This is a genomic window from Luteimonas terricola (assembly GCF_004352845.1).
Taxonomy (GTDB): domain Bacteria; phylum Pseudomonadota; class Gammaproteobacteria; order Xanthomonadales; family Xanthomonadaceae; genus Luteimonas; species Luteimonas terricola.
The window spans coordinates 150,068-174,681 of the sequence record NZ_SJRX01000006.1 but is presented as its reverse complement, the minus strand read 5'-3'; the positions used below and the strand labels follow the sequence as shown (position 1 = coordinate 174,681).

The 24,614-nt window shown below is 70.4% G+C and carries 20 protein-coding genes; 6 read left to right on the top strand and 14 right to left on the bottom strand.

Going from position 1 to position 24,614, the window contains the following annotated elements; all coding sequences use genetic code 11:
* Positions 1–5: 5 nt before the first annotated feature.
* The 8 genes from E2169_RS10640 to ssb all read right to left on the bottom strand — a co-directional run bounded on the left by E2169_RS10640 (position 6) and on the right by ssb (position 9,600).
* Positions 6–1,277: a DUF819 family protein gene (locus E2169_RS10640; protein ID WP_132986658.1), complete on the bottom strand. Its 1,272-nt coding sequence runs from the start codon at positions 1,275–1,277 to the stop codon at positions 6–8.
* Positions 1,278–1,422: 145 nt separating this feature from the next.
* Entirely contained in the window at positions 1,423–3,486 is a 2,064-nt protein-coding gene (locus E2169_RS10635; RefSeq protein WP_132986588.1) for a S9 family peptidase, read from the bottom strand.
* A 94-nt stretch (positions 3,487–3,580) separates the two neighbouring features.
* Positions 3,581–5,554, bottom strand: coding sequence for an alpha/beta hydrolase family protein (locus E2169_RS10630; protein ID WP_132986587.1), 1,974 nt, complete (start codon positions 5,552–5,554; stop codon positions 3,581–3,583).
* A gap of 110 nt (positions 5,555–5,664) precedes the next feature.
* A complete protein-coding gene (rfbD, locus tag E2169_RS10625) occupies positions 5,665–6,567 on the bottom strand; it encodes a dTDP-4-dehydrorhamnose reductase (RefSeq protein ID WP_132986586.1) in 903 nt (300 codons plus the stop codon).
* A complete protein-coding gene (rfbC, locus tag E2169_RS10620) occupies positions 6,564–7,121 on the bottom strand; it encodes a dTDP-4-dehydrorhamnose 3,5-epimerase (RefSeq protein WP_132986585.1) in 558 nt (185 codons plus the stop codon). The genes rfbD and rfbC overlap by 4 nt, the downstream gene beginning before the upstream one ends.
* Complete coding sequence (gene rfbA / locus E2169_RS10615) at positions 7,118–8,005, bottom strand: glucose-1-phosphate thymidylyltransferase RfbA (protein ID WP_132986584.1); 888 nt, start codon at positions 8,003–8,005, stop codon at positions 7,118–7,120. The genes rfbC and rfbA overlap by 4 nt, the downstream gene beginning before the upstream one ends.
* Positions 8,002–9,057: a dTDP-glucose 4,6-dehydratase gene (gene rfbB, locus E2169_RS10610; protein WP_132986583.1), complete on the bottom strand. Its 1,056-nt coding sequence runs from the start codon at positions 9,055–9,057 to the stop codon at positions 8,002–8,004. Before rfbB ends, rfbA begins: the two co-directional genes overlap by 4 nt.
* Positions 9,058–9,102: 45 nt before the next feature.
* Complete coding sequence (ssb, locus tag E2169_RS10605) at positions 9,103–9,600, bottom strand: single-stranded DNA-binding protein (protein WP_132986582.1); 498 nt, start codon at positions 9,598–9,600, stop codon at positions 9,103–9,105.
* A gap of 168 nt (positions 9,601–9,768) precedes the next feature.
* Here ssb and E2169_RS10600 point away from each other — a divergent pair, with 168 nt between their 5' ends.
* A complete protein-coding gene (locus E2169_RS10600; RefSeq protein WP_132986657.1) occupies positions 9,769–10,776 on the top strand; it encodes a polyprenyl synthetase family protein in 1,008 nt (335 codons plus the stop codon).
* A gap of 64 nt (positions 10,777–10,840) precedes the next feature.
* Here E2169_RS10600 and murD read toward each other — a convergent pair whose 3' ends face one another.
* From murD to E2169_RS10585, 3 genes are read right to left on the bottom strand one after another with little or no spacing between them, the layout of a single operon-like run.
* Positions 10,841–12,280 carry a UDP-N-acetylmuramoyl-L-alanine--D-glutamate ligase gene (gene murD / locus E2169_RS10595; protein ID WP_132986581.1) on the bottom strand — a complete coding sequence of 480 codons (1,440 nt, stop codon included), beginning with the start codon at positions 12,278–12,280 and terminating at the stop codon, positions 10,841–10,843.
* Positions 12,261–13,640, bottom strand: coding sequence for a UDP-N-acetyl-alpha-D-muramoyl-L-alanyl-L-glutamate epimerase (gene murL / locus E2169_RS10590; protein ID WP_132986580.1), 1,380 nt, complete (start codon positions 13,638–13,640; stop codon positions 12,261–12,263). Before murL ends, murD begins: the two co-directional genes overlap by 20 nt.
* The gene (locus E2169_RS10585) at positions 13,637–16,240 is read right to left on the bottom strand and encodes a bifunctional aspartate kinase/diaminopimelate decarboxylase (RefSeq protein ID WP_132986579.1); all 2,604 of its coding nucleotides are present in this window, start codon (positions 16,238–16,240) and stop codon (positions 13,637–13,639) included. The genes murL and E2169_RS10585 overlap by 4 nt, the downstream gene beginning before the upstream one ends.
* Before the next feature lie 131 nt (positions 16,241–16,371).
* Between E2169_RS10585 and E2169_RS10580 the strand changes: the two genes are divergently transcribed.
* Positions 16,372–17,247 (top strand): PhzF family phenazine biosynthesis protein, encoded by an 876-nt coding sequence (locus E2169_RS10580; protein WP_132986578.1) that lies wholly within the window; start codon positions 16,372–16,374, stop codon positions 17,245–17,247.
* 90 nt (positions 17,248–17,337) lie between these two features.
* Here E2169_RS10580 and E2169_RS10575 read toward each other — a convergent pair whose 3' ends face one another.
* The 3 genes from E2169_RS10575 to E2169_RS10565 form a co-directional block, all read right to left on the bottom strand.
* A complete protein-coding gene (locus E2169_RS10575; RefSeq protein ID WP_132986577.1) occupies positions 17,338–19,023 on the bottom strand; it encodes an amidohydrolase in 1,686 nt (561 codons plus the stop codon).
* Positions 19,024–19,120: 97 nt separating this feature from the next.
* Positions 19,121–19,831, bottom strand: coding sequence for a glycine zipper 2TM domain-containing protein (locus E2169_RS10570; protein WP_132986576.1), 711 nt, complete (start codon positions 19,829–19,831; stop codon positions 19,121–19,123).
* Positions 19,832–19,972: 141 nt separating this feature from the next.
* The gene (locus E2169_RS10565; protein ID WP_132986575.1) at positions 19,973–20,407 is read right to left on the bottom strand and encodes an OsmC family protein; all 435 of its coding nucleotides are present in this window, start codon (positions 20,405–20,407) and stop codon (positions 19,973–19,975) included.
* A 219-nt stretch (positions 20,408–20,626) separates the two neighbouring features.
* Here E2169_RS10565 and fusA point away from each other — a divergent pair, with 219 nt between their 5' ends.
* From fusA to E2169_RS10545, 4 genes are all read left to right on the top strand, one after another.
* On the top strand, positions 20,627–22,690 hold the full coding sequence (gene fusA, locus E2169_RS10560; RefSeq protein WP_132986574.1) for an elongation factor G: 2,064 nt from the start codon (positions 20,627–20,629) through the stop codon (positions 22,688–22,690).
* Positions 22,691–22,833: 143 nt separating this feature from the next.
* On the top strand, positions 22,834–23,223 hold the full coding sequence (locus E2169_RS10555; RefSeq protein ID WP_132986573.1) for an HU family DNA-binding protein: 390 nt from the start codon (positions 22,834–22,836) through the stop codon (positions 23,221–23,223).
* A gap of 187 nt (positions 23,224–23,410) precedes the next feature.
* Positions 23,411–23,842 (top strand): hypothetical protein, encoded by a 432-nt coding sequence (locus E2169_RS10550; protein WP_132986572.1) that lies wholly within the window; start codon positions 23,411–23,413, stop codon positions 23,840–23,842.
* A gap of 67 nt (positions 23,843–23,909) precedes the next feature.
* Positions 23,910–24,614, top strand: a complete 705-nt coding sequence (locus E2169_RS10545) for a hypothetical protein (protein WP_132986571.1) — start codon at positions 23,910–23,912, stop codon at positions 24,612–24,614.

Below are 24,614 nucleotides of genomic sequence, written 5' to 3'. Positions count from 1 at the left end.
GTCGCTCAGGCGCCCGCCATCACCCGCAGGATCTGGCCAAGGCCGTACGCGATGACCGTGCCGGTGGCATAGCCGACCGTGCCCAGCAACACGCCCACCGGCGCCAGGGTCGGATGGAAGGCCGCGGCCACGACCGGGGCCGAGGCCGCGGCACCGATGTTGCCCTGGGAGCCCATGGCGATATAGAACAAGGGCGCGCGTACCAGCCGTGCCGCGGCCCACAGCACGAGGACGTGCACCGCCATCCACAGCACGCCGATCGCAAGCAGTTCAGGGCGATTGGCCAGCTTCAGGAAGTCCATCTGCATGCCGATGCAGGCGATCAGGAAATACAGGAAGACCGTGCCCAGCTTGGACGCACCCGCGTTCTCCAGGCGCCGCACCGGCGTGAAGCTCAGCAGGAGGCCCGAGAACGTCGAGAGCACGATCACCCAGACGAAGGGCGCATCGAGGCTGAACTGCGCCGCCCAGGTCACGTTGACCTTGAACCACGCCGAGGCCGGGTCCGCCACCGCGTGCGCCAGGCCCACCAGGCCGAACGCCACCGCGACGATCACCATCAGGTCGGTGAGCGTCGGCACGCGCGCGTTGGCCGTCTCGTAGGCCGACACGCGCGCCCGCATCTCGTCGATGGCCCGCGTATCGGCGCCGGCACGCGCATCGATCTGCTGCGACCGGTTGGCCAGGAAAAGAAGCACCGCCATCCAGGTGCTCGCAATCGCCACGTCGACCACCGCGAACTGCCCGAACAGCGTCGCGTCGACACCGTAGATCTCGCGCATGGCGACCATGTTGGCGCCGCCACCGATCCAGCTGCCAGCGAGCGCCACCATGCCCTTCCAGGTGTCACCGGCCACGGCCGCCGGCCAGAACCACTCCAGCAGCTGGAAGCTGACGATCGCGCCGAGCACGATGCCCAAGGTGCCCGCGCAGAACACGAACAGGAGCTTCGGCCCCAGCTTGAGGATGCCCTTGAGATCGATCGACAGCGTCAGCAGCACCAGTGCGGCGGGCAGCAGCACGCGGCTGGCGATCGGGTTGTACAGCGCGCTGCTTTCGCCATCGATCAGCCCCGCGGTGTTGTAGATGGCCGGCACGAAGTAGCACAGCAGCAGCGCCGGCACCCAGGCGAAGAACTTCTTCCAGAACGGCGTCGGCCCGGACGCGAGCCAGAAGATGGCACCGAGCGTGGCGGCGATCAGGCCGAAGACGACGATGTCGTTGGTGATCAGCGGCGCCGCAGCGTCGATCGCCTCGACCGCGCCGACCGGGTCCATGGCGTCGATGGCGGCGGCTTCGGCGGATGCTTCGGGCGCGGTGGATGCAGGGGCCATCGGCAGTGTTCCTGTCGGTTCGGTTCGGGATGGGTGGTGCAGGGTCGCGCGCGGCCGGCAGCGCTGTGCCGGCCGCGCGGAGTGGCGATTACCGGCCGATGTGCTGCTTGAGCCAGTCGTTGACGGTGTCGTGCCAGAAAACGCTGTTCTGCGGCTTCAGCACCCAGTGGTTCTCGTCGGGGAAGTACATCAGCTTCGACTCGATGCCCTGGCGCTGCAGCGCGGTGAAGGTCGACAGGCTCTGGTCGATCGGCACCCGGAAGTCGTTCTGGCCGGCGACCACCAGCATCGGCACGCGCCACTTGTCGATGTGCCGCGCCGGGTTGTGGCGCTCGTAGGCTTCGGGCTTGTCGAACACGGTGCCGCCGTTTTCCCACTCGGTGAACCACAGCTCCTCGGTCACCAGGCCCATCGAACGGGTGTCGAAGACGCCGTTGTGGTTGACCAGGCACTTCCACGGCTCGTTCCAGTTGCCGGCGATCCAGTTGACCATGTAGCCGCCGTAGCTGGCGCCGAGCGCGCAGGCATTGTCGCCGTCGAGGAAGGCGTACTGCTGCTGCGCGGCGGCCCAGCCCTTCTGCAGGTCTTCCAGCGGCGCGTCACCCCAGTCGCCGCTGATCGCATCGGTGAAGTCCTGGCCGTAGCCGGTGGAGCCGTGGAAGTCGATCATGACCACGGCGTAGCCCTGGCCGGCATAGGTCTGCGGGTTCCAGCGGTAGCTCCAGCCGTTGCCGAAGCTGCCCTGCGGGCCGCCGTGGATCAGGAACGCCACCGGGTACTCGCGACCCTCCTCGAAGTTCCAGGGCTTGACCACGTAGCCGTACACCGTGGCGCCCTTCGCGCCGGTGAAGCTGAACTGCTCGAAGGCACCGAAACCAACGTCGGGCAGGCGCTCGGACGCGGCCGGGGTGATGGCGCGCAGCCCCTGCCCGTCGGGCGAGGCGGCGTAGATCACGTCGCCGGTGTCGATGGCGTTGCGGCTGAAGACCAGGGTGTTGCCGGCCACTTCGAAAGACGACACGCTGCCGTCGCCGACCACGCGCGTGACCTCGCCGCTGGCGACGTCGACCTTGAACAGCGGGTACTCGCCGGTGTCCTGCGCGGTGACATACAGGGTGCTTCCATCGGCCGAGGGCTGGAGGCCGCTGGGCGAGCGGTCCCAGTCGGGCGCGATCTCGCGACGCTCGCCGCTGGCCAGGTCGAGCGCCATCAATGCGTAGCGGTCGGCCTCGAAGCCCGGACGGGCCATGGCGCGGTAGAACAGGGTCTTGCCGTCGGCGCTGAACACCGGGCCGGCGTCCCAGGCCTTGTTGTCCGTGGTGAGGTTGACCGGTGCAGCGCTGCCGGCGGCATCCAGGCGATAGAGATCGTAGTTGGTCGACCAGGCCTCTTCGCGGCCGGCCACGTTCACGCTGGCGACGATGCTGCCGCCGTCCGGCGCCCAGGCGTAGTCGCCGGCGCCACCGAAGGGCTTGCCCGGCACGTCGCCGTCGAGCGCAGCGCTGACGGCAGTGGCGGCGACGACCGGCTTGGCGCCGGCGTCCGGCAGGCCGGCCACGAACAGGCGGTTGCGGCGGCCGTCGGTCCAGGTGTCCCAGTGGCGCACGAACAGCTGGTCGTAGACCACGCCGGAGACCTTGGATTCCTTGCGCTCGTCGAGCCGCTTCTTCGTGCAGGCGAAGTCCGCGCCGCAGTCGGCGAAGGTGTCGACGCTGAACGCCACGCGGCGACCATCGGGCGAGACGTGGTAGGTCCCGACATCCGCTTCGAAGGCCGTCAACTGGCGGGGCTCGCCGCCGGCAAGCGGAATCGCGTAGAGCTGCTGCGAACCGTTCCTGGAGCTGAGGAAATAGACGGTTGCGCCATCAGGGGAGAACGACGGCGAATTGACGTTCCAGCCCTCGGGGGTCAGCCGCTTCGGCGGCGCCATGTCGCGGGTGACCAGGTTGCGCGCGTACAGCGCCGTGGTCGACGCGTTCGCGTCGAGGTCGACGCTGCGCTGCGCGAACACCAGCTGCCTGCCGTCGGGCGACAGAGCCGGCGACGAAACGCGTTCCATCGCAGCGAGGTCGCGTCCCTCCAGCCCGCGGGCATCGGCGAGCGCGGGGAGCGCGGCGATCAGGCACAGGGCCAGCAAGGCGATACGCGGCATGGATCGGAACTCCGGAGCGGAAAGGCCCGATGGTAGGGGCCGGGGCCCGTCGGCGCAAAGGCGAAACGCCCGGGCACCCCGCCCGGAGGTCCGGTCAGTCCGCCGCCGCGACCGCGGTCTTCCCGCCGATATGCCGGCCGAGGAAGTCCAGCAGCCTGGAGTAGTACTCCCGGCGATTGGCGTCGACGTAGAAGCCATGGCCTTCGTTGCGGTAGTACAGGGACTCCACCGGAACGTTCGCCGCCTGCAGCGCGCGCTCCATTTTCCTCGTGTGCTCGACCGGCGCGACCTCGTCCTCGCCACCGGCGGCCAGGAACACCGGCACCTTGATGCGGGTGGCCATCCGGCTCGGCGACACCGCCGCCAGGGCAACCGGATCGTCGCCGACCCAGTCCTTGGACCAGTTGCCCAGCCGGCGGCTGGAACGCGCGTCCTCAGCCTGCATGGCGGGCAAGTCGTACACGCCCACGTAGCCCGACGCGCAGCGGTAGAGGTCAGGTTCCTTGGCCGCGCCCATCAGGGCCGCATAGCCGCCATAGCTGCCGCCATGGATGCAGATGCGCGAGGGATCCGCGATGCCTTCACTGATCGCCCAGCGGGTCGCATCGGTCAGGTCGTCCTGCATCTTGCCGCCCCACTCGCGCGCGCCCGCCTGCTGGAAGGCACGGCCGTGGTTGCCCGAACCGCGATAGTTCAGCTGCAGGACCGCGTAACCGGCCGCGGCCAGGAGCTGGACGTCCGGATTGAAGGCCCAGCGGTCGTAGATGCCGTAAGGCCCGCCATGAGGCATCAGAACCATCGGCAGGCCGGTGCCGTCCGAGCCGTGCGGCAGGGTGACGTAACCGGCCAGCGGCAGGCCGTCGCGCGCCTGCAGCGCGATCGGGCGCATCGCCGCCATCTTTTCCGGGTCGTGCCAGCTCCGCGTGGCCAGCACGTGCGCGGCGCGCTTGTTGACGCTGTCGTAGGTGTAGAACTCCCCCGGATTGCGGTCGCTCCACACGTGGAACAGCATGATCGACCCATCGGCGGTCGACGAAGTGATCAGCACGGACTGCCCCGGGAAGGCGGCCTCCAGGCTGCGGTACTGGCGTGCAATGGCCGATTCCGGATCGAAGAACCCTGTGCGCGCAATGCCGTCCATGTAGCGGACGCCCACGGGGACACCGCTGACCGGATCGCGCAGCACGCGTTCGGGCTCGGCCTTCTCGTCGGCCAGCACGACCGTGCGCTTGCCGGTCACCATGTCGTAGGCCTCGATCACCGAGGTGCCGCTGTTGCGCTGGGCGTAGACGTAGAGCGAGGCGTCGTCGGCGGAGAACCCGATCGGGATCAGGGACACGCCATTGCTGGCCTCGTCGTTGATCAGGGTCCACTCCGCCCCGTCGCGCTGCCGGATGAAGGTCTTCACCGAGTTTTCGATGGTGACGCCATGGGCCGCGCGCACCACGCCGGCGCCATCGGTTACGTAGCGGCCATTGCGCACCGGCGCGCGGGTGACCGGCAGCCTGCGTCCGGTCACCACGTTCAGGCGCTCGGCGCGGGTGTAGGGATCGTCGCCGAAACCGCCCACGGAAATGATGGCTTCGTTGGGATTGTCGCGAAGCGTATCCACCACCTGCGCCCAGACCATCTCCGCTTTCTTGCCGCCCAGGCGCGTGCCCGCGCTCATCGCGTTGACGTTCTGGCCGACCAGCGATTCGATCCGGCGCTCAGTCGCTTTCATCATGTAGATGTCGCCGGTCTGGCGGGGCTGGTCGAGCGCACCCATCTTCTCCGCCACCGAGAACAGCAGCCGTTCGTCATTGGCCCACCACATGTCGGACACGTGGCGGTTCTTCCCCAGCCCGCCGCCGCCGGTGATCTCCATGTCGGAGCGCCGCAGCACCACCAGCGCGGTCGTGTCCTCCATCGGCACGGTTGCGGCGAGGTATTCGCCACTGGGCGAGATGGTGATCTCGCCGAATTCGGACTTGCGGATGAACGGCTCGATGTCGAGTGCCGCGGCCGGCGTTGCGCATGCAACGGCCAGCAGCAAGGCTGCAGCGAAACGGATGCTGAACGTGTACATGGATGTCCCCTGTTGCAGTGGCCCGCTCGGCGGTGGCTCACGCTCTTCCCTGTGCAGCACGCGAACTGGAATCCCGCCTCCCTCCGGGAGTGCCACGCATTCTTCCAGACTCAACCGGGCGCGGCCACCTCGTCCAGAACGGCTTTGAGCGCCTGCTCCCATTCCGGGAGCGCGATACCGAAGTCCGACTCCAGCCTGCCGGTGTCCAGGCGTGAATATGCCGGCCGGCGCGCGGGTGTCGGGTAATCACTGGTGGCGATCGGCAGCACCCGCGGAACCTTGGCCAGCAGGCCGCGGGCCCGCGCCCCGGCGAAGATCGCCTCGGCAAAGCCATGCCAGGTGGTGCCTCCGGCCGCGGTGAGGTGCCAGAGGCCGCTGGCACCCGGATCCGTTCGCAGGGCGTGAGCCGTCGCCTGCGCGATGAGCCGCGCAGGGGTCGGTGTGCCGACCTGGTCCGCGACCACGCCCAGCTCATCGCGCTCCGCACCCAGGCGCAACATGGTCCGCATGAAATTGTGGCCGTGGGCGCCGTAGACCCAGGCGGTGCGGAACACCATATGGTGGGCACCGCTGCCGCGGACCGCCGCCTCGCCGGCGAGCTTGCTGGCGCCGTACGCGCCCAGCGGGGAGGTCGGGTCGTCCTCGCGCCAGGGCCGGTCGGCGCTGCCGTCGAAGACATAGTCCGTCGAGTAATGCACCAGCAGCGCGCCGCGGCGGGCGCAGGCGTCGGCCAGGGCCGCGGGCGCTTCCGAGTTGGCGCGGAAGGCGGCGTCGCGCTCCTGCTCGGCGCGGTCCACGGCCGTGTAGGCGGCGGCATTGACCACCACGTCGGGTGCGATGCGGTCGACCAGGGGCGGCAGCGTCCCGGGCACGTCGAAATCAGCGGTCTCGCAGGCACTGCCATCGGACAGCACGCCGCTGCGCGTGGTGCAGACCAGGTCGCCCAGGAAGGCCAGCTCGCTCCGCAGCGCATGGCCGACCTGGCCGTTGGCGCCCAGCAGCAGCAGCCTCACGGCGCGTAGACCGGCAACCGCTCCTGGGGCACATCGGCCAGGAACGGCGCGCGAGCGTCCTTGTCTGAGAGCACCGGCTCGGCAACGGGCCAATCGATCGCCAGGCTGGCATCATTCCAGCGAATGCCTGCGTCTGCCGCGCGGTCATAGCTTGCCGTGCAGAGGTAGGTGAACACGGCGCGTTCGCTCAAGGTGACGAAGCCGTGAGCGAATCCCCCGGGGATCCAGACGTGGCGCTTGTTCTCCGCGCTCAGCACCGCCGCAGCCCATTTGCCGAAAGTGGGCGAGCCCCTACGGATGTCGACGACCACGTCCCAGACCTCGCCTTGCACGACCGAGACATACTTGCCCTGCGGCTTCGGCCACTGGTAGTGCAGCCCCCGCAACACGCCGCGCGAGGACGAGGACACGTTACCCTGCACGAAGGCAGGCGTGAGCCCGTAAGCGGCCAGCCTTTCGGCGTTGAAGGATTCGAAGAAAAAGCCACGCTCGTCCCCGAACACCTGCGGCTCGATCACCACGCAGCCTGGCAGCCCGGTTTCGACCACCTTCACCGCAACACTCCGCGCTTGGGCAGCGACAGCAGATACTGGCCGTACCCATTCTTGGCCAGCGGCGCGGCAAGGCGCTCGAGGTCGGCATCGTCGATCCAGCCATGGGACCAGGCGATCTCCTCGGGGCAGCACACGCGCTGGCCTTGGCGCGCCTCGATCGTCCCGATGAAGTTCGAGGCCTCCATCAGCGACTGGTGGGTGCCGGTGTCGAGCCAAGCGTAGCCACGACCGAGCTGCTCGAGGTGCAAGCTGCCCTCTTCGAGGTAACAGCGGTTGAGATCGGTGATCTCGAGCTCGCCGCGCGCAGAGGGTCTGAGCGAGGCCGCAAATTCGCTGGCTCGGCCATCGTAGAAGTACAAGCCAGTGACGGCATAGTTGGAACGCGGCTTGGCCGGCTTCTCTTCCAGGCCGACCACCTTGCCGGCGGCGTCGAACTCGGCCACGCCGTAGCGCTCGGGGTCCCGGACCCAATAGCCGAACACCGTGGCGCCGTCCTGGCGGGCATCGGCACGCTTGAGGATCCCGGTGAAGCCGTGGCCGTGGAAGATGTTGTCGCCCAGCACCAGGCAGCTCGGCTTGCCGTCGACGAAGTCGCGGCCGATCAGGTAGGCCTGCGCCAGGCCGTCGGGGCTGGGCTGCACCGCGTAGCGGATGTCCATGCCCCACTGCGAACCGTCACCCAGCAACTGCTGGAACAGCGCCTGCTCGTGCGGGGTGTTGATGATCAGCACCTCGCGGATCCCGGCGAGCATCAGCGCACTCAGCGGGTAGTAGATCATCGGCTTGTCGTACACCGGGAGCAGCTGCTTGCTGATCGCCTGCGTGATCGGATAAAGGCGCGTGCCGGAGCCGCCGGCCAGGATGATGCCGCGACGCGCGGTCATGCCTCCACCCCGATGCGTTCCAGGCGATAGCTGCCGTCAAGCACGCGCTGCACCCAGGGCTGGTTCTCGAGGTACCAGCGCACGGTGCGCGCGATGCCCTCCTCGAAGCCCACCGACGGCGCCCAACCGAGCTCGCCCTGGATCTTGGCGGCGTCGATCGCATAGCGGCGATCGTGTCCGGGACGGTCGGTGACATAGGTGATCAAGCCTTCGCGCGCGCGGCCGCCAGCCAGCGGGCGCTCGGCGTCGAGCAGGGCGCAGATCGCACGCACCACTTCGATGTTCTGGCGCTCGGCGTCGCCGCCGACGTTGTAGGTCTCACCCACGCGGCCGCGCTCCAGCACCGCGCGGATCGCCGAACAGTGGTCGCCCACGTACAGCCAGTCGCGCACGTTCTTGCCGTCGCCATAGATCGGCAGCGACTCGCCGGCCAGGGCCTTGGCGATCACCAGCGGAATGAGCTTTTCCGGGAACTGGTAGGGGCCGTAGTTGTTCGAGCAGTTGGTGGTGACCACCGGCAGCCCGTAGGTGTGGTGGAAGGCGCGTACCAGATGGTCGCTGGCGGCCTTCGACGCCGAGTACGGCGAATTGGGCGCGTACGGCGTGGTTTCGAGGAACTTGCCGGTGTCGCCCAGGGTGCCGTAGACCTCGTCGGTGGACACGTGCAGGAAGCGGAAGGCGTCCTTCGCGTCGCCTTCCAGCGTCTTCCAGTAATCGCGCACGGCCTCCAGCAGGGCCAGCGTGCCGACCACGTTGGTCTGCACGAAGGCCGCCGGGCCATCGATCGAACGGTCGACGTGGCTCTCGGCGGCGAAGTTGATCACCGCGTCCGGACGGTGCCCGGCCAGCAGGCCGGCAACCAGCCCGGCATCGCCGATGTCGCCCTGCACGAACACGTGGTCCGGGTGGCCGGCCAGCGGCGACAGGGTGTCAAGGTTGCCGGCGTACGTGAGCACGTCGAGGTTGACGATGCGCACACCCGCGGCGACCGCTTCGAGCACGAAGTTGCCGCCGATGAAACCGGCACCGCCGGTGACCAGCCAAACAGGCATGCGGGGGAATCCTCCTGGAACGCTGCTGCGACCGCCGGAGGGCGGTCAGAACGGGATGTCGTCGTCCGAGAAGCCGTCATCGGACACGGGGCCGGGCTTGGCGCCCTGGTCCGGACGGGACGGCTCGCGCTGGCCACGCTGGTAATCGCCGCCGCCGCGCTGCCCACCCCCGCTCTCGCCGCCACCGCCGCGCGAGCCACCCTCGCCACCGCCGCCGAGCATCTGCATCTCGTTGGCGATGATGTCGGTGCTGTAGCGCTCGACGCCGTCCTTGCCGGTGTACTTTTCGGTGCGCAGCGAGCCTTCGACATAGACCTGCCGGCCCTTCTTCAGGTACTCGCCGGCGATCTCCGCCAGGCGGCCGAAGAACTTGACCCGGTGCCACTCGGTGCGTTCCTGCTGCTGGCCGGACTGCTTGTCCTTCCAGGCCTCGGTGGTCGCGACGCTGATCGTGGTGATCGTGGTGCCGCTCTGGGTGTACTTGACGTCGGGATCGTTGCCGAGGTTGCCGACGAGGATGACCTTGTTGATTCCGCGGGCCATGAACTGGGTTCCTTTCGCTCTCCGCCGGGATTGGCAGAGGAAAAGGGTGAGTATAACCGCCGGCCCGGGACCATCCGCCGCTCACCCGGCCCCGGGTCGGGGAACGCCGCGTGGGGCTGCGGACAGGTCCCGGCCCCTATAATGGCCGCCCCCAGAACCGCGCCCGACATGGATCCCAACGCCCAGGCCGTCCCGGCCAGCTCCGTCCTGCCGCTGCCTCAGGTCCAGGCTTACGCCGCCGCCGACATGGCCGCGGTGGACGCCCTGATCCGCCGCCGACTCGCCTCCGACGTGGTCCTGGTCAACCAGGTGGCCGAGCACATCGTCGCCGGCGGCGGCAAGCGCCTGCGCCCGATGCTGCTGCTGCTCGCCGCCCGCGCCCTGGGCCACCAGGGGGCCGACGCCCACCAGTTGGCGGCCGTGGTCGAGTTCATCCACACCTCCACCCTGCTCCACGACGACGTGGTCGACGAATCCGACCTGCGTCGCGGCCGCAGCACCGCCAATGCCGTGTTCGGCAACGCCGCCAGCGTGCTGGTTGGCGACTTCCTGTATTCGCGCAGCTTCCAGCTGATGGTCGAGCTGGGCTCGATGCCGATCCAGGAGATCCTGGCCGATACCACCAACCGCATCGCCGAGGGCGAGGTGCTGCAGCTGCTGCACGTGCGCAACCCGGACGTCGACGAGACCGCCTACCTGCGCGTGATCGAGCGCAAGACCGCGATCCTGTTCGCCGCCGCCACGCGCCTGGGCGCGCTGCTGGCCGGCGCCGATGAAAGCGTGCAGCAGCGCCTGCACGACTATGGTCTCAACCTCGGCATCGCCTTCCAGATCGCCGACGACGTGCTCGACTACAGCGCCGACGAGGCTTCGCTGGGCAAGCACCTGGGCGACGACCTCGCCGAGGGCAAGATGACCCTGCCGCTGATCCACGCCATGGCCCGGGCCGACGACGGGCTGCGCGTGCGCCTGCGCGCGATCGTCGAGCAGGGCGATGTCGACGCGCTCGGCGAGGCGATCGCCGCGATCCACGCCAGCGGCGGATTGGAGTACAGCATCGCCCGCGCCCGGGAATACGCCGCCCTGGCCGAGGCCGCGCTCGACGGCCTGGAAGACAGCCAGGCCGTGGCCGCGCTGCGCGGACTGGTCAGGCACGCGGTGGATCGCAGCGCCTGACGGAGTCCGTCGTGCGGGACTCGCCGGTTTGACGGGCGAAGTGCGAGAACCCTGGCCCGGCGGCTCAGTCCGGGCTGGATGACGCGATGCCCAGCCCCGGGATCGCCGCGATCGCATCGGGATCGAAGCCGCCCAGCCGCGCGAAGTCGCGGCCGCGTTCGACGTAGTCACGGTAGGGACCGAAGCTGGGCGCGCCTGGCGACAGCAGGATGACGTCGCCGGTCGCCGGGCGCGTGCCCGCGGCCAGCGCCGCCCGCGCCTGCTCGATCGCACCCGCAAGGTCGGGCGCTTCGCGCAGGACGAAGCCGCCGTCCCCCGCCAGTGGCGCCAGCAGCTCATGGATGCGCGGTCCGTTGCGACCCATGCTCACGACCGCCGCGGGCGCATGGCTGCGCATCCGCGAAGCGAAGTCCGACCAGTCCAGTCCGCGGTCGTGGCCGCCCACCAGCAGCGCCACGCGCCGCCCCCGGTAGACATCCAGCGCAGCCAGGGTCGCGTGCGGCGTGGTGCTGATGGAATCGTTGACCCAGGTGGTGCCACCGCGCTCGCCCAGCACCTGCAGGCGGTGCGGCAGCGGCCGGAACGCGCGTGCCGCCGGCGCCAGCGCCGCGGCGTCGTGGCCCAGGGCCTCGATCGCCGCCAGCGCCGCGCACAGGTTGCCGCGGTTGTGGCGTCCGGGCAGAGGCACGTCGCGGGTGTCGAACAGCGCCGTGTCGCCGCGATGGAGTACGTCCCCGCGCAGGTGCCAACCGTCGTCGCGGCCGTACCAGCACACTTCGGTCCCGGGATCGAGCGCGGCGCCAAGCGTCGCCAGCCGCGGGTCGGCGGCATTGAGCACGACGATCCGCGGTCGCGCGCGCGTCACCAGCGCCAGCTTGTCCTCGACGTAGCGGTCCTCGCTGCCGTGCCAGTCCAGGTGCTCGGGAAAGATGTTGGTCACCACCGCCACGTCCGGGCGCACGCCGCCGGCAGCCACGTCGCCGGTCTGGTAGCTCGACAGCTCGATCGCCCAGGCGTCGGCGTCGTCATCCAGCAGCTCCAGCAGCGGCAGGCCGATGTTGCCGGCCAGCGCGGTACGCACGCCCCCGGCGCGCAGCAGGTGCGCCATCAGCGCCGTCGTCGTGCTCTTGCCCTTGGTGCCGGTCACGCAGGCGACACCGCGGGCGACCTCGCCCTCCCCTGCCCGTTCGCCGAACCAGAGCGCCGTGCCACCGATGAAGGCGGTGCCCGCACGCGCGGCGACCATGGCTTCAGGTCGATAGGGACTGACGCCGGGTGACTTCACCACGACCTCGAACGCCGACAGGCGGCCGGCACTGGCGTCGGTTTCGACCGACAGCAGGCCATCGCCCAGCGCGTCGGCCGACGCCGCCTCGTCGGCGCTGCAGAACAGGGTCAGCGCTTGCTCCGGCAGCCGCCCGCGCAGCGCGTGGTAGGCCGCCCGACCTTCGCGCCCCCAGCCCCAGAGCGCGACGCGCCGGCCTTCAAGCTGCGAAATACGCACGCAGGCGGCTCCAGACCGCGTCGGGGATGCCGTGCTCCTCGTCCGGCACCAGCAGCGACGCGATCTCCAGGTCGTCGCCCGCGAGCTGCGGCAGGATCACGCTGCGGAAGCGCGCCACCACCGCGTCCTCGCGCCACTCCGGGCGCGCCGCCAGCGCCGCCATCGCGGCGCGCGACTCGCGCGCCTCGCCGACGCACTCGAAGGGCTTGTGGTCGCGGTACTCCATCAGCGCGTCGTAGCCCGGGATCTGCGCGGGATCGTCGAGCAGGTTGCGGCCGAGGATGCCCACCAGCCGCGGCTTGGGCATGAACGGCGCCAGCGCCAGGAACACGAAGTGGCACTTCGGGCAGACCCCGCACCAGCGGCTGGTGGGGCGCTCGCCGAGCAGGTGGAAGTTGCGGTTGCAGCTGGAAAACCAGGCGTCGTAGCGGTCGATGCGCGCGAACTGCCGCGCCACCGCCAGCTCCGACAGCGGCCGCAGCAGCGAGTAGTAGCGCAGGTCGGCGGCGACGTGGCGCGCGAGATGGGCGGCGAAGGCCTGCTCGAAGGCCCAGCCCTTGGACCACTGGTGGTTCACCTCGCCGGTGCCCTCGATGATGCTGCCGTAGCTGGCCGAGCGCTCGTTGGAGAACACCACCTGGCCGGCGCCGAGCAGCACCGCGGCGAAGGCCAGGATCGCGGAGTTGATCGCGGTCACCGGGATGTGGCCGTTGTATGCGCCCTGGCGGTTGTACTCGAACAGCTCCGGCGCCAGCTGGCGGCCGATGTTGAGCGTCGGCAGGCCGGTGCGCTCGGCGCAGGCGCGGATCAGCTGCGAACCGCCGATCCAGGCCACGGTCTGCTCGATGCCGGCGGCACGGAGGGCTTCGATGGAAACCAGCGAGTCCTTGCCGCCGCCGATGGCGACGAGGGCATGTGCGCGGGGATTTTCCGCGAGGCTGCCCCCATCCGCCCTTCGCGCACCTTCCTTGGGGCGAGCGGAGCGCGGAAAGCGGATCCTGCCGTGCAGGTCCAAGCCGTTCCGATACGCAAACTCCCCGAGCCCGTGCAGGTACACCTCTTCCAGCAGCGTCGCGGTCCCGTCGTCGATGCCATACCCGTCGATGCGGATGTCCCCCGGCACCGCCGCCTTGTAATAACTCACGCCCGCGACCAGGTGCAGCAGCCGCAGCGCCTGCGTCGCGGCCTCCGCGCGCGCTCCTTCCAGCACGAACGGCGCGCCCGGCACGGTCACCGTCTCGACCAGCTCGGGGCCGTCGTCGAAGGCGTAGGCCAGCCGCGCGACGCCCGTGGCCGGGTCGAAGCCGCAGTCGACGAAGCGGAAGCACGCCACCGCCTCGCGCGTGAACACGATGCTCATTCCTTGCTCTCCACGAGCACGCTTTCCGCAGGCAACGCGCGCAGGTTGTAAGTGTTGGCCATGGCCATGCCGTAGGCGCCGGCGTCGGCGACCAGCAGCACGTCGCCCGGCGCGGTGTCGCCTGGCAACGGCCGGTGGTGGCCGAGCACGTCGCCGGATTCGCAGATCGGGCCGACGATGTCGAAGGCGACCATCTCGCCGCCGTCGGGGCGCGACAGGTTGTGGATGTCATGCCAGGCCTCGTACAGCGCCGGGCGCAGCAGCACGTTCATGCCGGCGTCGGCGCCGACGCGGCGGATGCCGCCCTTCTCCACCACCTGGGTCGTGGTCAGCAGCAGCACGCCCGCTTCGGCGACCAGGAAACGGCCGGGTTCGATCGCCAGGCGGTAGGCCGGATACGCGGCCTTGACCTCGGCCAGGCCGGCGCTCCAGGCGTCGAGGTCGAAGGGTTCGTCGTCCTCGCGATAGGGGATCGGCAGGCCGCCGCCGATGTCGATGGTGTCGATGCTGCCGATGCGGTCGGCGATGCCGCCGAGCTCGTCGCAGACCTCGCGCCAGTGGTCGGGGGTATCGACGCCGCTGCCCAGGTGCGCGTGCAGCCCGGTCACGCGCACGCCCAGCGGACGCGCGGCGGCCAGGAAGTCCTCGACGCGATCGACCTGCAGGCCGAACTTCGAGGCCAGGCCGCCGGTGCGCACCTTCTCGTGATGCCCTTCCCCGCGGCCGAGGTCGACGCGCAGCCACAGCGGGCGGCCGCGGAACACGTCCGGCCATTGCTGCAGCGCCTCGACGTTGTCCAGGGTCACGGTCACGCCGCGCGCAAACGCAATCGCGTACTCCCCGATCGGCGCGAAGCTCGGCGTGAACAGCACCAGTTCCGGATCCAGCCCCGGCAGCACCGAGAACACATGCTCCAGTTCCCCCGCCGACACGCACTCCAGCCCGAAGCCTTCGTCCACGATCAGGCGCAGGATGTCCGGGTGCGGATTGGCCTTGATCGCGTAGAAGCGCCGATCGACCGCCGCCACCGCCTCCAGCTGGCGCGCGCGGGCGCGCACCGTGGCCGGGTCGTAGGCGTAGCGCGGCGTGCCCTGCGCGGCCAGCGCCAGCAGCGCGTCGCGGCGCGCCTGCCACCACGGCGCCGGGCGCCGCCGCAGCCGGCCTTCGATCTCGCGCCAGCGCGGCCCGAAGACATCGGTTTCGCGCACCGGCATCGCGCCGCTGGCAATCAGTTCGTCGTGGATTTCCTGCATGAGGCCCTCGGCGTCGGCTTCGTCGATGACGAAGGTCAGGTTGAGATCGTTGGACGACTGCGAGATCAGGTGCACGCGCTCGCGGTCGAAGGTGGCCCAGACGTCGGACAGTTTGTGCAGCAGCGAGCGCATGCCGCGCCCGACCAGGGTGATCGCCGCGCAGGGGGCGATCACCTTCAGCCGGCAGCTTTGCGCGAGGTCTTCAGACAGCCGCGCCAGCACGTCGGTGCTGACCAGGTTCTCGCTCGGGTCCAGCGACACGGTGACGTTGGTCTCGGACGAACCGATCAGGTCGACCGACAGTCCGTGGCGGCGGAAGGTCTCGAAGATGTCGGCCAGGAAGCCGACCTGCTGCCACATGCCCATGGTTTCCATCGACACCAGCACCACGCCGTCGCGGCGGCAGATGGCCTTGACCCCGGGCACGGTGTCGGCATCGCCGTCGATGCGCGTACCGGGAAGTTCCGGGCGCGCGGTGTCCAGGATCGCGATCGGCACGCCGGCCTCGCGGCAGGGCTTGATCGCACGCGGATGCAGCACCTTGGCGCCGGTGGTGCAGATTTCCTGGGCCTCGGCGTAGTCCAGGCGGGTGAGCAGGCGGGCGTCGGGCACCTCGCGCGGGTTGGCGCTGAACATGCCCGGCACGTCGGTCCAGATCTCCACGCGGCGTGCATCGAGCAGCGCCCCGAAGTACGCCGCGGACGTGTCCGAACCGCCACGGCCGAGGATCGCGGTGCCACCGTCCTCGTGGCGGGCGATGAAGCCCTGGGTGAGCAGCATGGCGCCCGGCTGCGCGTCGAAGCGCGCGCGCCAGCCGGCATCCGCGTCGCGCCGGCAGGCCACCGAGAGCCGCCGCGCCCAGTCGTTCTGGTTGGGCAGCGCAACGGCCTGCAGGCAGTCGCGGGCATCGCACCAGCCGAAATCGAGGCCGCGGCTGCGCAGGTAGGCGGCGCCGAGGGTCGAGGACAGCAGCTCCCCCTGGGCCAGCACTTCCGCCTGCCAGTCCAGCGGCCGCGTGCTCGCGCGCGGCTCGGCGACCAGGGTGCGCAGCGCATCCAGGCGTCCCCCGACCACCGCTTCCGGATCGAGTCCGAGCCCGGTGGCGAAGACGACATGCCGTTCGACCAGCGCATGCAGCCGCGCCGGCGTGTCCGGCGCGCCGTCGGCGATCGCGGTGAGTTCGTTGGTGACGCCGGACAGCGCGGAGACCACCACCAGCACGCGGTCCCCCTCCGCTGCGCGCGACACGGCGAGCTGGCCGATGGTGTCCCAGCGCTCGCGGCGCGACACCGAGGTGCCGCCGAACTTGAGCACGATCCAGCGGTCGGGTTCGGGAATGGTAGGCATGGGCAGCCGGTGGTCCGGCGGAGCGGGCAAGGCCTGCGATTCTAGCGCCGTGTGCAGTGCGGGCGGGCCGCTGCCCCTGCGCGGCAAGCGGCCACGGCTACACTGTCGCGCCCCGCGTTGGAGCCCCTTCCATGCCCGCCTGCCCCTACGTCCAGCTCGACGTCTTCGCCGATCGCCCCGGTGCGGGCAATCCGCTCGCCGTCGTCCCCGATGCCACCGGCCTGAACGACGCCACGATGCAGGCGATCGCACGCTGGACGCGGCTGCCGGAAACCACCTTCGTCTTCCCCTCGCCCACGCCCACGGCGGACTACGCGGTGCGCATCTTCAGCCCGCGCCGCGAAGTGCCCTTCGCCGGGCACCCCAGCGTCGGCACCGCGCACGTACTGCTCGACCGCGGCCTGGTCACGCCGCGCGAAGGCATCCTGGTCCAGTCCTGCGCAGTGGGCGAGCTGCCGCTGCGCGTGGACGGCGAAGGCGCAAAGCGCACGGTCGCCGTGCGCACGCCGCGCGCAAGCGTGGTCGAAGTGGCCGATGCCGCGGATCCGAGGCTTCGCGACGCGCTCGCCGGACTCGTCACCGGCGCCCTGCCGCCGGCGCTGATGGACGGCGGCCGCCGCTGGTGGCTGGCCGAGCTGCGCGACGAGGCCGAACTGCGATCCGCCACCCCCGACTGGGCGGCGGTCACCGCGCTCGCCGAAGCCACCGGCACCATGGGCCTGTGCGTGTTCGCGCGCAGCGACGACCCGGTCTATTACCTTGCGGTGCGCGCCTGGGTGGGTTCGCCGGCGCCGTTCGAAGACGTCGCTTCCGGTGCCGCCAACGCCACGCTTGCGGCCTGGCTTGCGGAACGCGACGCCCTCCCCGGCGACACCGGTTTCTACCGCATCAGCCAGGGCCGCGAAGTCGGCCACGACGCCATCATCGAACTGCGCGTGGACGAGGAAGGCGAAGTCTGGTCCGGCGGCCGCGCGCGCAGCGTCGTGAGCGGCACGATCGACTGGTAGCCGCAAACCCGAACGGCCCCCGCAGGGGCCGCTACGGCGGCGACCAGCCCTGCATGACCACCCAGAGCCAGGTCGCAGCCATGGCTGCTCCTACGGTTGGTCGATGGCTTCGTACACCGGCCGGCCGTCGACCCAGGTCGAGCGCACCTCGAGCGAATCGAGTTCGGCGCCGGGGATCACCAGCGGGTCCTGGCCAAGGATCACGAAATCCGCGCGCAGGCCTGGCGCCAGGCGCCCGGCCTCGTCCTCGTCGAACGCCGCCCACGCCGCGCCGGCGGTGAAGCCATGCAGCGCTTCGGCCGCCGTCAGCGCCTGCCCCGGTAGCCAGCCGCCCGGCGGGTGCCCATGCGCGTCCTGCCGCGTCACCGCCGCGAGCAAACCCAGCCGCGGATCGGCGAACTCGACCGGGAAATCGGAGCCCAGGGCCAGCGGCACGCCGGCCTCGACGAAGCTGCGCCAGGCGTAGGCCCCGGCGAGGCGCTCCTCGCCCAGCCGCTCGCCCGCCCAGGGCATGTCGGAGGTCGCATGCGTCGGCTGCATCGACGCCACCAGCTTCAACCCGCTGAAGCGCGCGATGTCGCCGGGCGCCATCACCTGCGCGTGCTCGACCCGCCAGCGGTGGTCGCCGGACGCATCGTCGCCCAGCACCCGCTTGTAGGTGTCGAGCACGATGCGGTTGCCGCGATCGCCGATGGCGTGGGTGGCCACCTGGAGCCCGCACTCGTGCGCGCGCCGCACCGCGGCTTCAAACGCGTCCTCGTCCTGTATCAGCAGCCCGCGATTGCCCGGATCGTCGCTGTAGTCCTCGATCAGCGCCGCGCCGCGGCTGCCCAGGGCGCCGTCGATCATCAGTTTCACGCCGCGCATGTCGAGGCGGCCGGAGTCGTGGTGGTAGGCGCCGTCGCGGCACAGCGACTCGATCGCGCCGGCGCCACGGGACGCGTAGGCGCGCACGCGCAGGCTCAGCGCGCCGCGGTCGGCGAAGCGGTTCATCAGCGCGAACCCGGCGTCGGAAGTGCCCATATCGTGCACGCCCGTCAGGCCAAGGCTGGCCACGTGCTGCAGGGCGCGCTCGAACGCCTGGTCCTGCCACGCCTCGCTGGGCGCAGGCGCCGCGGCGTAGACCAGGCGCGCGGCGGTGTCGATGAAGACGCCGGTCGGCTGGCCGTCCTCGCGCAGCACCAGGCCACCGTCCGGCTGCCAGTCGCCGGACAGGTCACGCTCGGCGGCGCGCATCGCCGCGCTGTTGGCCCAGGTGGCGTGGCCGTCGATGCGTTCGAGCACCACCGGCCGCTCCGGGAACGCGGCATCGAGCACGGCGGCGGTCGGGAACGCGGTCTCCGGCCAGAGGTTCTGGTCCCAGCCGCGACCGAGCAGCCAGGCATCGGCCGGCATGTCCCTGGCAAATGCCTGCAGACGCTCGACGATCTCGGCGGTGCTGCGCGCGCCCACCAGGTCGGCCTGCATGAGGGCTTGGCCAAGACCGACCAGATGGGCGTGGGCGTCGATCAGGCCGGGGACCACGGTGGCGTCGCCGGCGTCGATGCGCTCGGCATCGGGATAGCGCGCGACGAGCTCCGATGCATCGCCGACGGCAATGATCCGGCCCTCGGCATCCCAGGCCATCGCGGTCGCGACCGGCATCGCGGCGTCGGAGGTGTGGATGCGCGCCGCGGTCAGCAGGCGCTCGCCATCAGCGGCATGGGCTGTCGCGGCAAGCGCGAGCAGCAGGCCCGCGGCGACGGGGGCGATCGGAATATTGACGAGACGACGCATGCGGCAGGCTCCCTGGATGGACCGCGCCGACTATGTCCGTGATCGCGCGGCGGGGCAATGACGCTCCGCAGCACGCCGCCGCGTGCAGCCCCGCCGCCTACTCCGGTCGCACGTCCACGCGCACCCGGATGGTGTCGCCGGGGTGGTAATCGGTGCGGGTGGTGTAGCGGCGGCCGCCGTATTCGTAGGTCACGTCGTACTCGGCCACGCCACCGTAGCGGTCATCCGGATACCGGCCCGAGCCAGGACGGTCGGGCACCGGATCGCAGACGGTCACGCGGCCATGGCGGTCGACGCGGTCGCGCTGGCTGGCGTCGTAGATCTCGCGCCCCGCGATGCCACCCACCATGGTGCCGATCGCCGACGTGGCGTAGCGGCCCGAGCCGCCGCCGACCTTGCTGCCCAGCACCGCGCCGACCACGCCGCCCACCACTGTCGCGACCATGCGCCGGTTCTCGTCGTCGCGGCGATAGCGATCGCCGTCATGGCGGTCGTACGCGTCGCGGCCATATGGGTCGCGTCCGTACCCGTCGCGTCCGTACGAACCGTAGTCGCGATAGTCCTCGTTTCCATACCCGCCGGCATATTGATCCTCGCGCGTGTAACAGCGCTGCTGCGACGCGGGATAGCCGCGGGCGCCATCGAAGACCGGGTCGACGCGCACCACGCGCGCATAATCGTAGCCATCGTCCGGGATGCCCTGGCCATAGCGGTCGGCCTGGGGATAGACGGGCCCGTAGGGCGACTGCGCAGAGGCGCAGCCACTGGCAGCGGCCAGGGCGATGGCAAGGACGGCGGCACGACGCATGGCAGGCTCCACGCGCCACCCTTGGCGCTCGAAGGCAACGCTATGGCGTTGGCGTTGACGCGCGGCTGAATCCACGCGCGCGCAGCGCCGCGGCACTGCGCGCGTTCATCGGGCCGACAGCATCCGCCGGCGTCGCGGGACTCAGCCCAGGAGTTCGGCCTCCAGCGTGATCGGCACCGCCGACAGCGCCTTCGAGACCGGGCAGTTCTTCTTGGCGTCGTCGGCGATCGAGCGGAACTTCGCCTCGTCGATCCCCGGCACCTTCGCCTTGGTGAAGAGCCGGATCGCGCTCAGCGTCGGCCCGCCTTCCATCGACAGGTCGACCTCGGCGCGCGAATCGACCGAATCCGCGGGATGCCCGGCCTCGGCCAGCGCGTTGGCCAGCGCCATGGTGAAGCAGCCGGCGTGCGCGGCGGCGATCAGCTCTTCGGGATTGGTTCCCTTTTCGTCGCCGAACCGGCTGTTGAAGCCGTAGCGGGTGTCCTGCAGCAGCCCGCTGGCCGGCGTGCTGATGCTGCCGCGGCCGGACTTGAGGTCGCCTTCCCAGTGTGCGGTGGCCTTGCGCGAAATGCCCATGTCGGATGCTCCGTGTGTTGAGTGAGACCTTTCACACTAGGCTTGCATCCGTTACGCCGGCGTCGGTCCGCGTGGATGCTGCGGCGCAACGCGACGCCCGCGCGGGGGCCGCGCTACTGTTGCGATCCGCCATGACCGCCCGCCGCTCGCAGGCCCGGTCGCAACATGCGACGGACAGCCATGACGTCCTTTCCGCCCAGCCAAGGGAGAAACGGACCCATGTCCCATGCCACCCCAGACATCCGCAACGTGGCCTTCGCAGGCCACCCAGGCGCCGGCAAGACCACGCTCTTCGAAGCCCTGCTGCATGCCGGCGGCGCGATCCAGGCGGCAGGCAGCATCGAGCGCGGCAGCACCGTGTCCGACTTCGATCCGCAGGAGCGAACGCGCGGGCACTCCATCGACGCGGCCATCGCCGGCATCGACCACCGCGCAGGCGACGGCACGCAGGTCCACATCAACCTGCTCGACACGCCCGGCTACCCGGATTTCCGCGGCCCTGCGCTGTCGGCGCTGTCGGCGGTGGAAACCGTGGCGGTGGTGGTCGACGCCGATGCCGGCATCGGCCACGGCACCCGCAGGATCATGGAGCACGCCGCACGGCGCGGGCTGTGCCGTGCGGTGGTGGTCAACCGCATCGATGCCGAGGGCGCGGACTGCGCGCGCCTGCTCGACGAGCTGCGCGGGGAGTTCGGTGCCGAGGTGCTGCCGGTCAACCTGCCCGCCGGCGGTGGCACCCGCGTGGTGGACTGCTTCGCCGGCGACGGCGGCGACAGCGACCTCGGCCCGGTGGCCGACTGGCACCGGCGCATCCTCGACCAGGTGGTCGAGGTCGACGAGTCGGTGATGGAGCACTACCTCGACGGCGGCGAGCGCGCGCTCGGCCACGACGAGCTCCATGACGCCTTCGAGCAGTGCCTGCGCGAAGGCCATCTGGTGCCGGTGTGCTTCGTCTCGGCGCGCACCGGCACCGGCCTGCGCGAGTGCCTCGACGTCGTCGCCGGCCTGTTCCCGCACCCGGGCGAGGCGAATCCGCCGCCGTTCACGCGTGGCGCCGGCAAGGGCGCCGAACCGGTGGCGTCGCGTCCCGACCCGGACGCGCACGTGATCGCCGACGTCTTCAAGATCATCAACGACCCCTTCGTGGGCAAACTGGGCGTGTTCCGCGTCCACCAGGGCACGGTGAAGCGCGACCAGCAGCTGTTCGTCGACGACGGCCGCAAGCCGTTCAAGGTCGCCCACCTGTACCGGATCCAGGGCAAGGACCACATCGAGATCGACCAGGCCGTGCCGGGCGACATCGCCGCCGTGGCGAAGGTGGAGGAGTTGCACTTCGACGCCGTGCTCCACGACAGCCACGACGAGGACAACATCCGCCTCGAACCCATGGCCTGGCCGCGCCCGATGTTCGGCCTGGCGGTGGAGGCCGGCAGCCGCGGCCAGGAGCAGAAACTCGCCACCGCCCTGCACAGGCTGTCCGAGGAAGATCCCTGCTTCCAGGTCGAGCACGATGCCGAAACCAACGAGACGGTGGTGCGCGGGCTGTCCGAGCTGCACCTGCGCATCCAGCTCGAGCGCCTGCGTGATCGCCACGGCGTCGAGGTGTCGACGCGGCCGCCGCGCATCGCCTACCGCGAGACCGTCACCAGCGCCGCCGAGGGCCACCACCGGCACAAGAAGCAGACCGGAGGCGCCGGCCAGTTCGGCGAGGTCATGCTGCGCGTCGAGCCGCTGCAGCGCGGCGCCGGCTTCGAATTCGTCGACGCGGTGAAGGGCGGCACCATCCCCGGCCAGTTCATCCCGGCGGTGGAGAAAGGCGTACGCCAGGCCATGGCGGGCGGCGCCGTGGCCGGACATCCGATCCAGGACGTGCGCGTGACCGTGCACGATGGCAAGCACCACCCGGTGGACAGCAAGGAAGTCGCGTTCGCGGCCGCAGGACGCAAGGCCTTCCTGGACGCGGTGGCCAAGGCCTCGCCCAGGGTGCTCGAGCCGATCGTCGACCTGGTGGTCACCGCGCCCGAGGCGCATATGGGCGACATCAGCGGCGGGCTGGCCGGCCGTCGCGCGCGCATCCTGGGCACCGACTCCGCGCGCGGCGGCGACATCGTGGTAAAGGCGCAGGTGCCCCTGTCGGAGCTTGATGGCTACCCAGCGGAACTGCAGTCGGCAACCGCCGGACGCGGCCGGTATTCGCTTGATTTCAGCCATTACGAGCCCGTTCCCGCGCAGCTGCAGCAGAAGCTGGCCGAGGCCTGGCACCCCCGCCAGGACGACGACTAGGCGCCCCCCGCATCGACATCGCACGCGAAAGATGCGGTTTTCCTGCGCTTTCCCACTTGGCGTGGCCCCGGGCATGCCCTACATTGCGCTTGCCGACGGGGTCGGCCGACATCCCATCTACCGATAAACGGAATCACACTCAAATGGCGAAGAAAGCAACCAAGGCGGTTAAGAAGGCCGCCCCGAAGAAGGCCGCCGCAGCGAAGCCTGCCGCACCGAAGCCGATCAAGGACGCCCTGACCAAGGCCGGCCTGGTCTCCCACATCGCCGAATCCACCGGCGTAGTCGCGAAGGACGTCCGTGCGGTGCTGGCCTCGCTCGAGGGCGCGGTGCAGGGTTCGATCAGCAAGAAGGGCATCGGCAGCTTCACCCTGCCCGGCCTGCTGAAGATCACCTCGGTCAAGGTCGCGGCCAAGCCGAAGCGCAAGGGCATCAACCCCTTCACCAAGGAAGAGCAGTGGTTCGCCGCCAAGCCGGCTTCGGTGAAGGTGAAGGTGCGCCCGCTCAAGAAGCTGAAGGACGCCGCTGCCTGATCGCAGCGCGCCAGGGCAACACCTGCTCGGGACGGCAATTGCCGTCCCGAGTCGTTTTTGGCCGGCAACATTTGGAGACGCATCCGGCTCCGCGGATACCATGCGGTGATCGACGCGGTGCCTGAGCGGCGCTAGGCTCAGCGGGTCGCGCGGCGGCACCGCGCCGGTACGGATGGGACACCACGGCATGGACAAGCGTTTCTGGATATGCGGGATCGTGGTCGCGGCGGCGGCGCTGATCCTGGGCCTCCTCGTCCACGGCCTGCTGCTGCGCGCCGACTACCAGGCGCTGGCCACGCTGTACCGTAGCCAGGAACAGGCCAACGCCCAGGCGGCCTGGATCCTTCCCGCCTACCTCTTGCTCGGCCTGGCGATGACCTGGCTGTACCGCCGCATGCCCGCGAGCGATGGCGTCGACCTGGGGCGCGGCGCGCGCTTCGGGCTCGCGGTCGCGCTGGTGTCCTACGTGCCCGGGCATGTGCTCGCCTTCGTCGGGCAGCCGCTGCCGCTGTCGCTGATGCTGCGCCAGGTGGCGCTCGACCTGGTGGCGATGGTGCTGCTGGGGATGCTGCTGGCCTGGCTGCAGCCGCACCGGCGCGGGCTGCTTCCCCCGCCCTGACGCATGCTGACCGCGCCTTCATCGGCGCTGCGTATCGTGGTCATGGCCCCCTGCCACCGGCATCGCCATGTCGCTTCAGCAAAGCCTCTCCGTCGTGCTCATCGCCCTCGCGCTTGCAGCCTGCGGCGAGCGCGAATTCGAGCCCGTCGTCACCGCCGAAGGCGAGGCCGAACCGCTACCGGCACCGCTGCCCGCGAACGGTCCCGTCACCAGCATCCCCGAACCTCCGGCATCGGGGACGGCGCTGCTGGAGAGCACGGCCCCGCCACCCGATGCGGCCGCGGCGGACGAGGGACCTGTCGCGGTGATCGCGTTCGCCGATGGGACCCTGCCCCCTCTAGAAGACAACCCGGAGACAGGCCTGGCACCTGCGCCAGTCGACAGCGCCACCATCGCCGCCGGGCCGGCGCCGGACGCGGCACAGGCCGTCGCGGCCGTCCGCGGGTACTACGACGCCGTGCAGGCAGGCGACCTCGCCCGGGCCTACGCCGCCTGGTCCGACGGCGGCCGCGCCAGCGGGCGCACTCCCGAACAGTTCGCCGCGGGCGTCGAAGGCCTCGACATCCTGTCGGTATCCGTCGGGGAAACCGGCCGCATCGAAGGCGCGGCCGGATCGCGCTATGTGGAGATACCGGTCACCGTGACCAGCCGCGGCAGCGACGGCCGCGAGGTGCGCCAGGTCGGCGCCTTCGTCATGCGCAGCTCGCAGGTGGAAGGCGCGGCGCCCGGCTGGTACATCGCCTCGGCGGAACTGCGCGAACTGCGGCCCTGA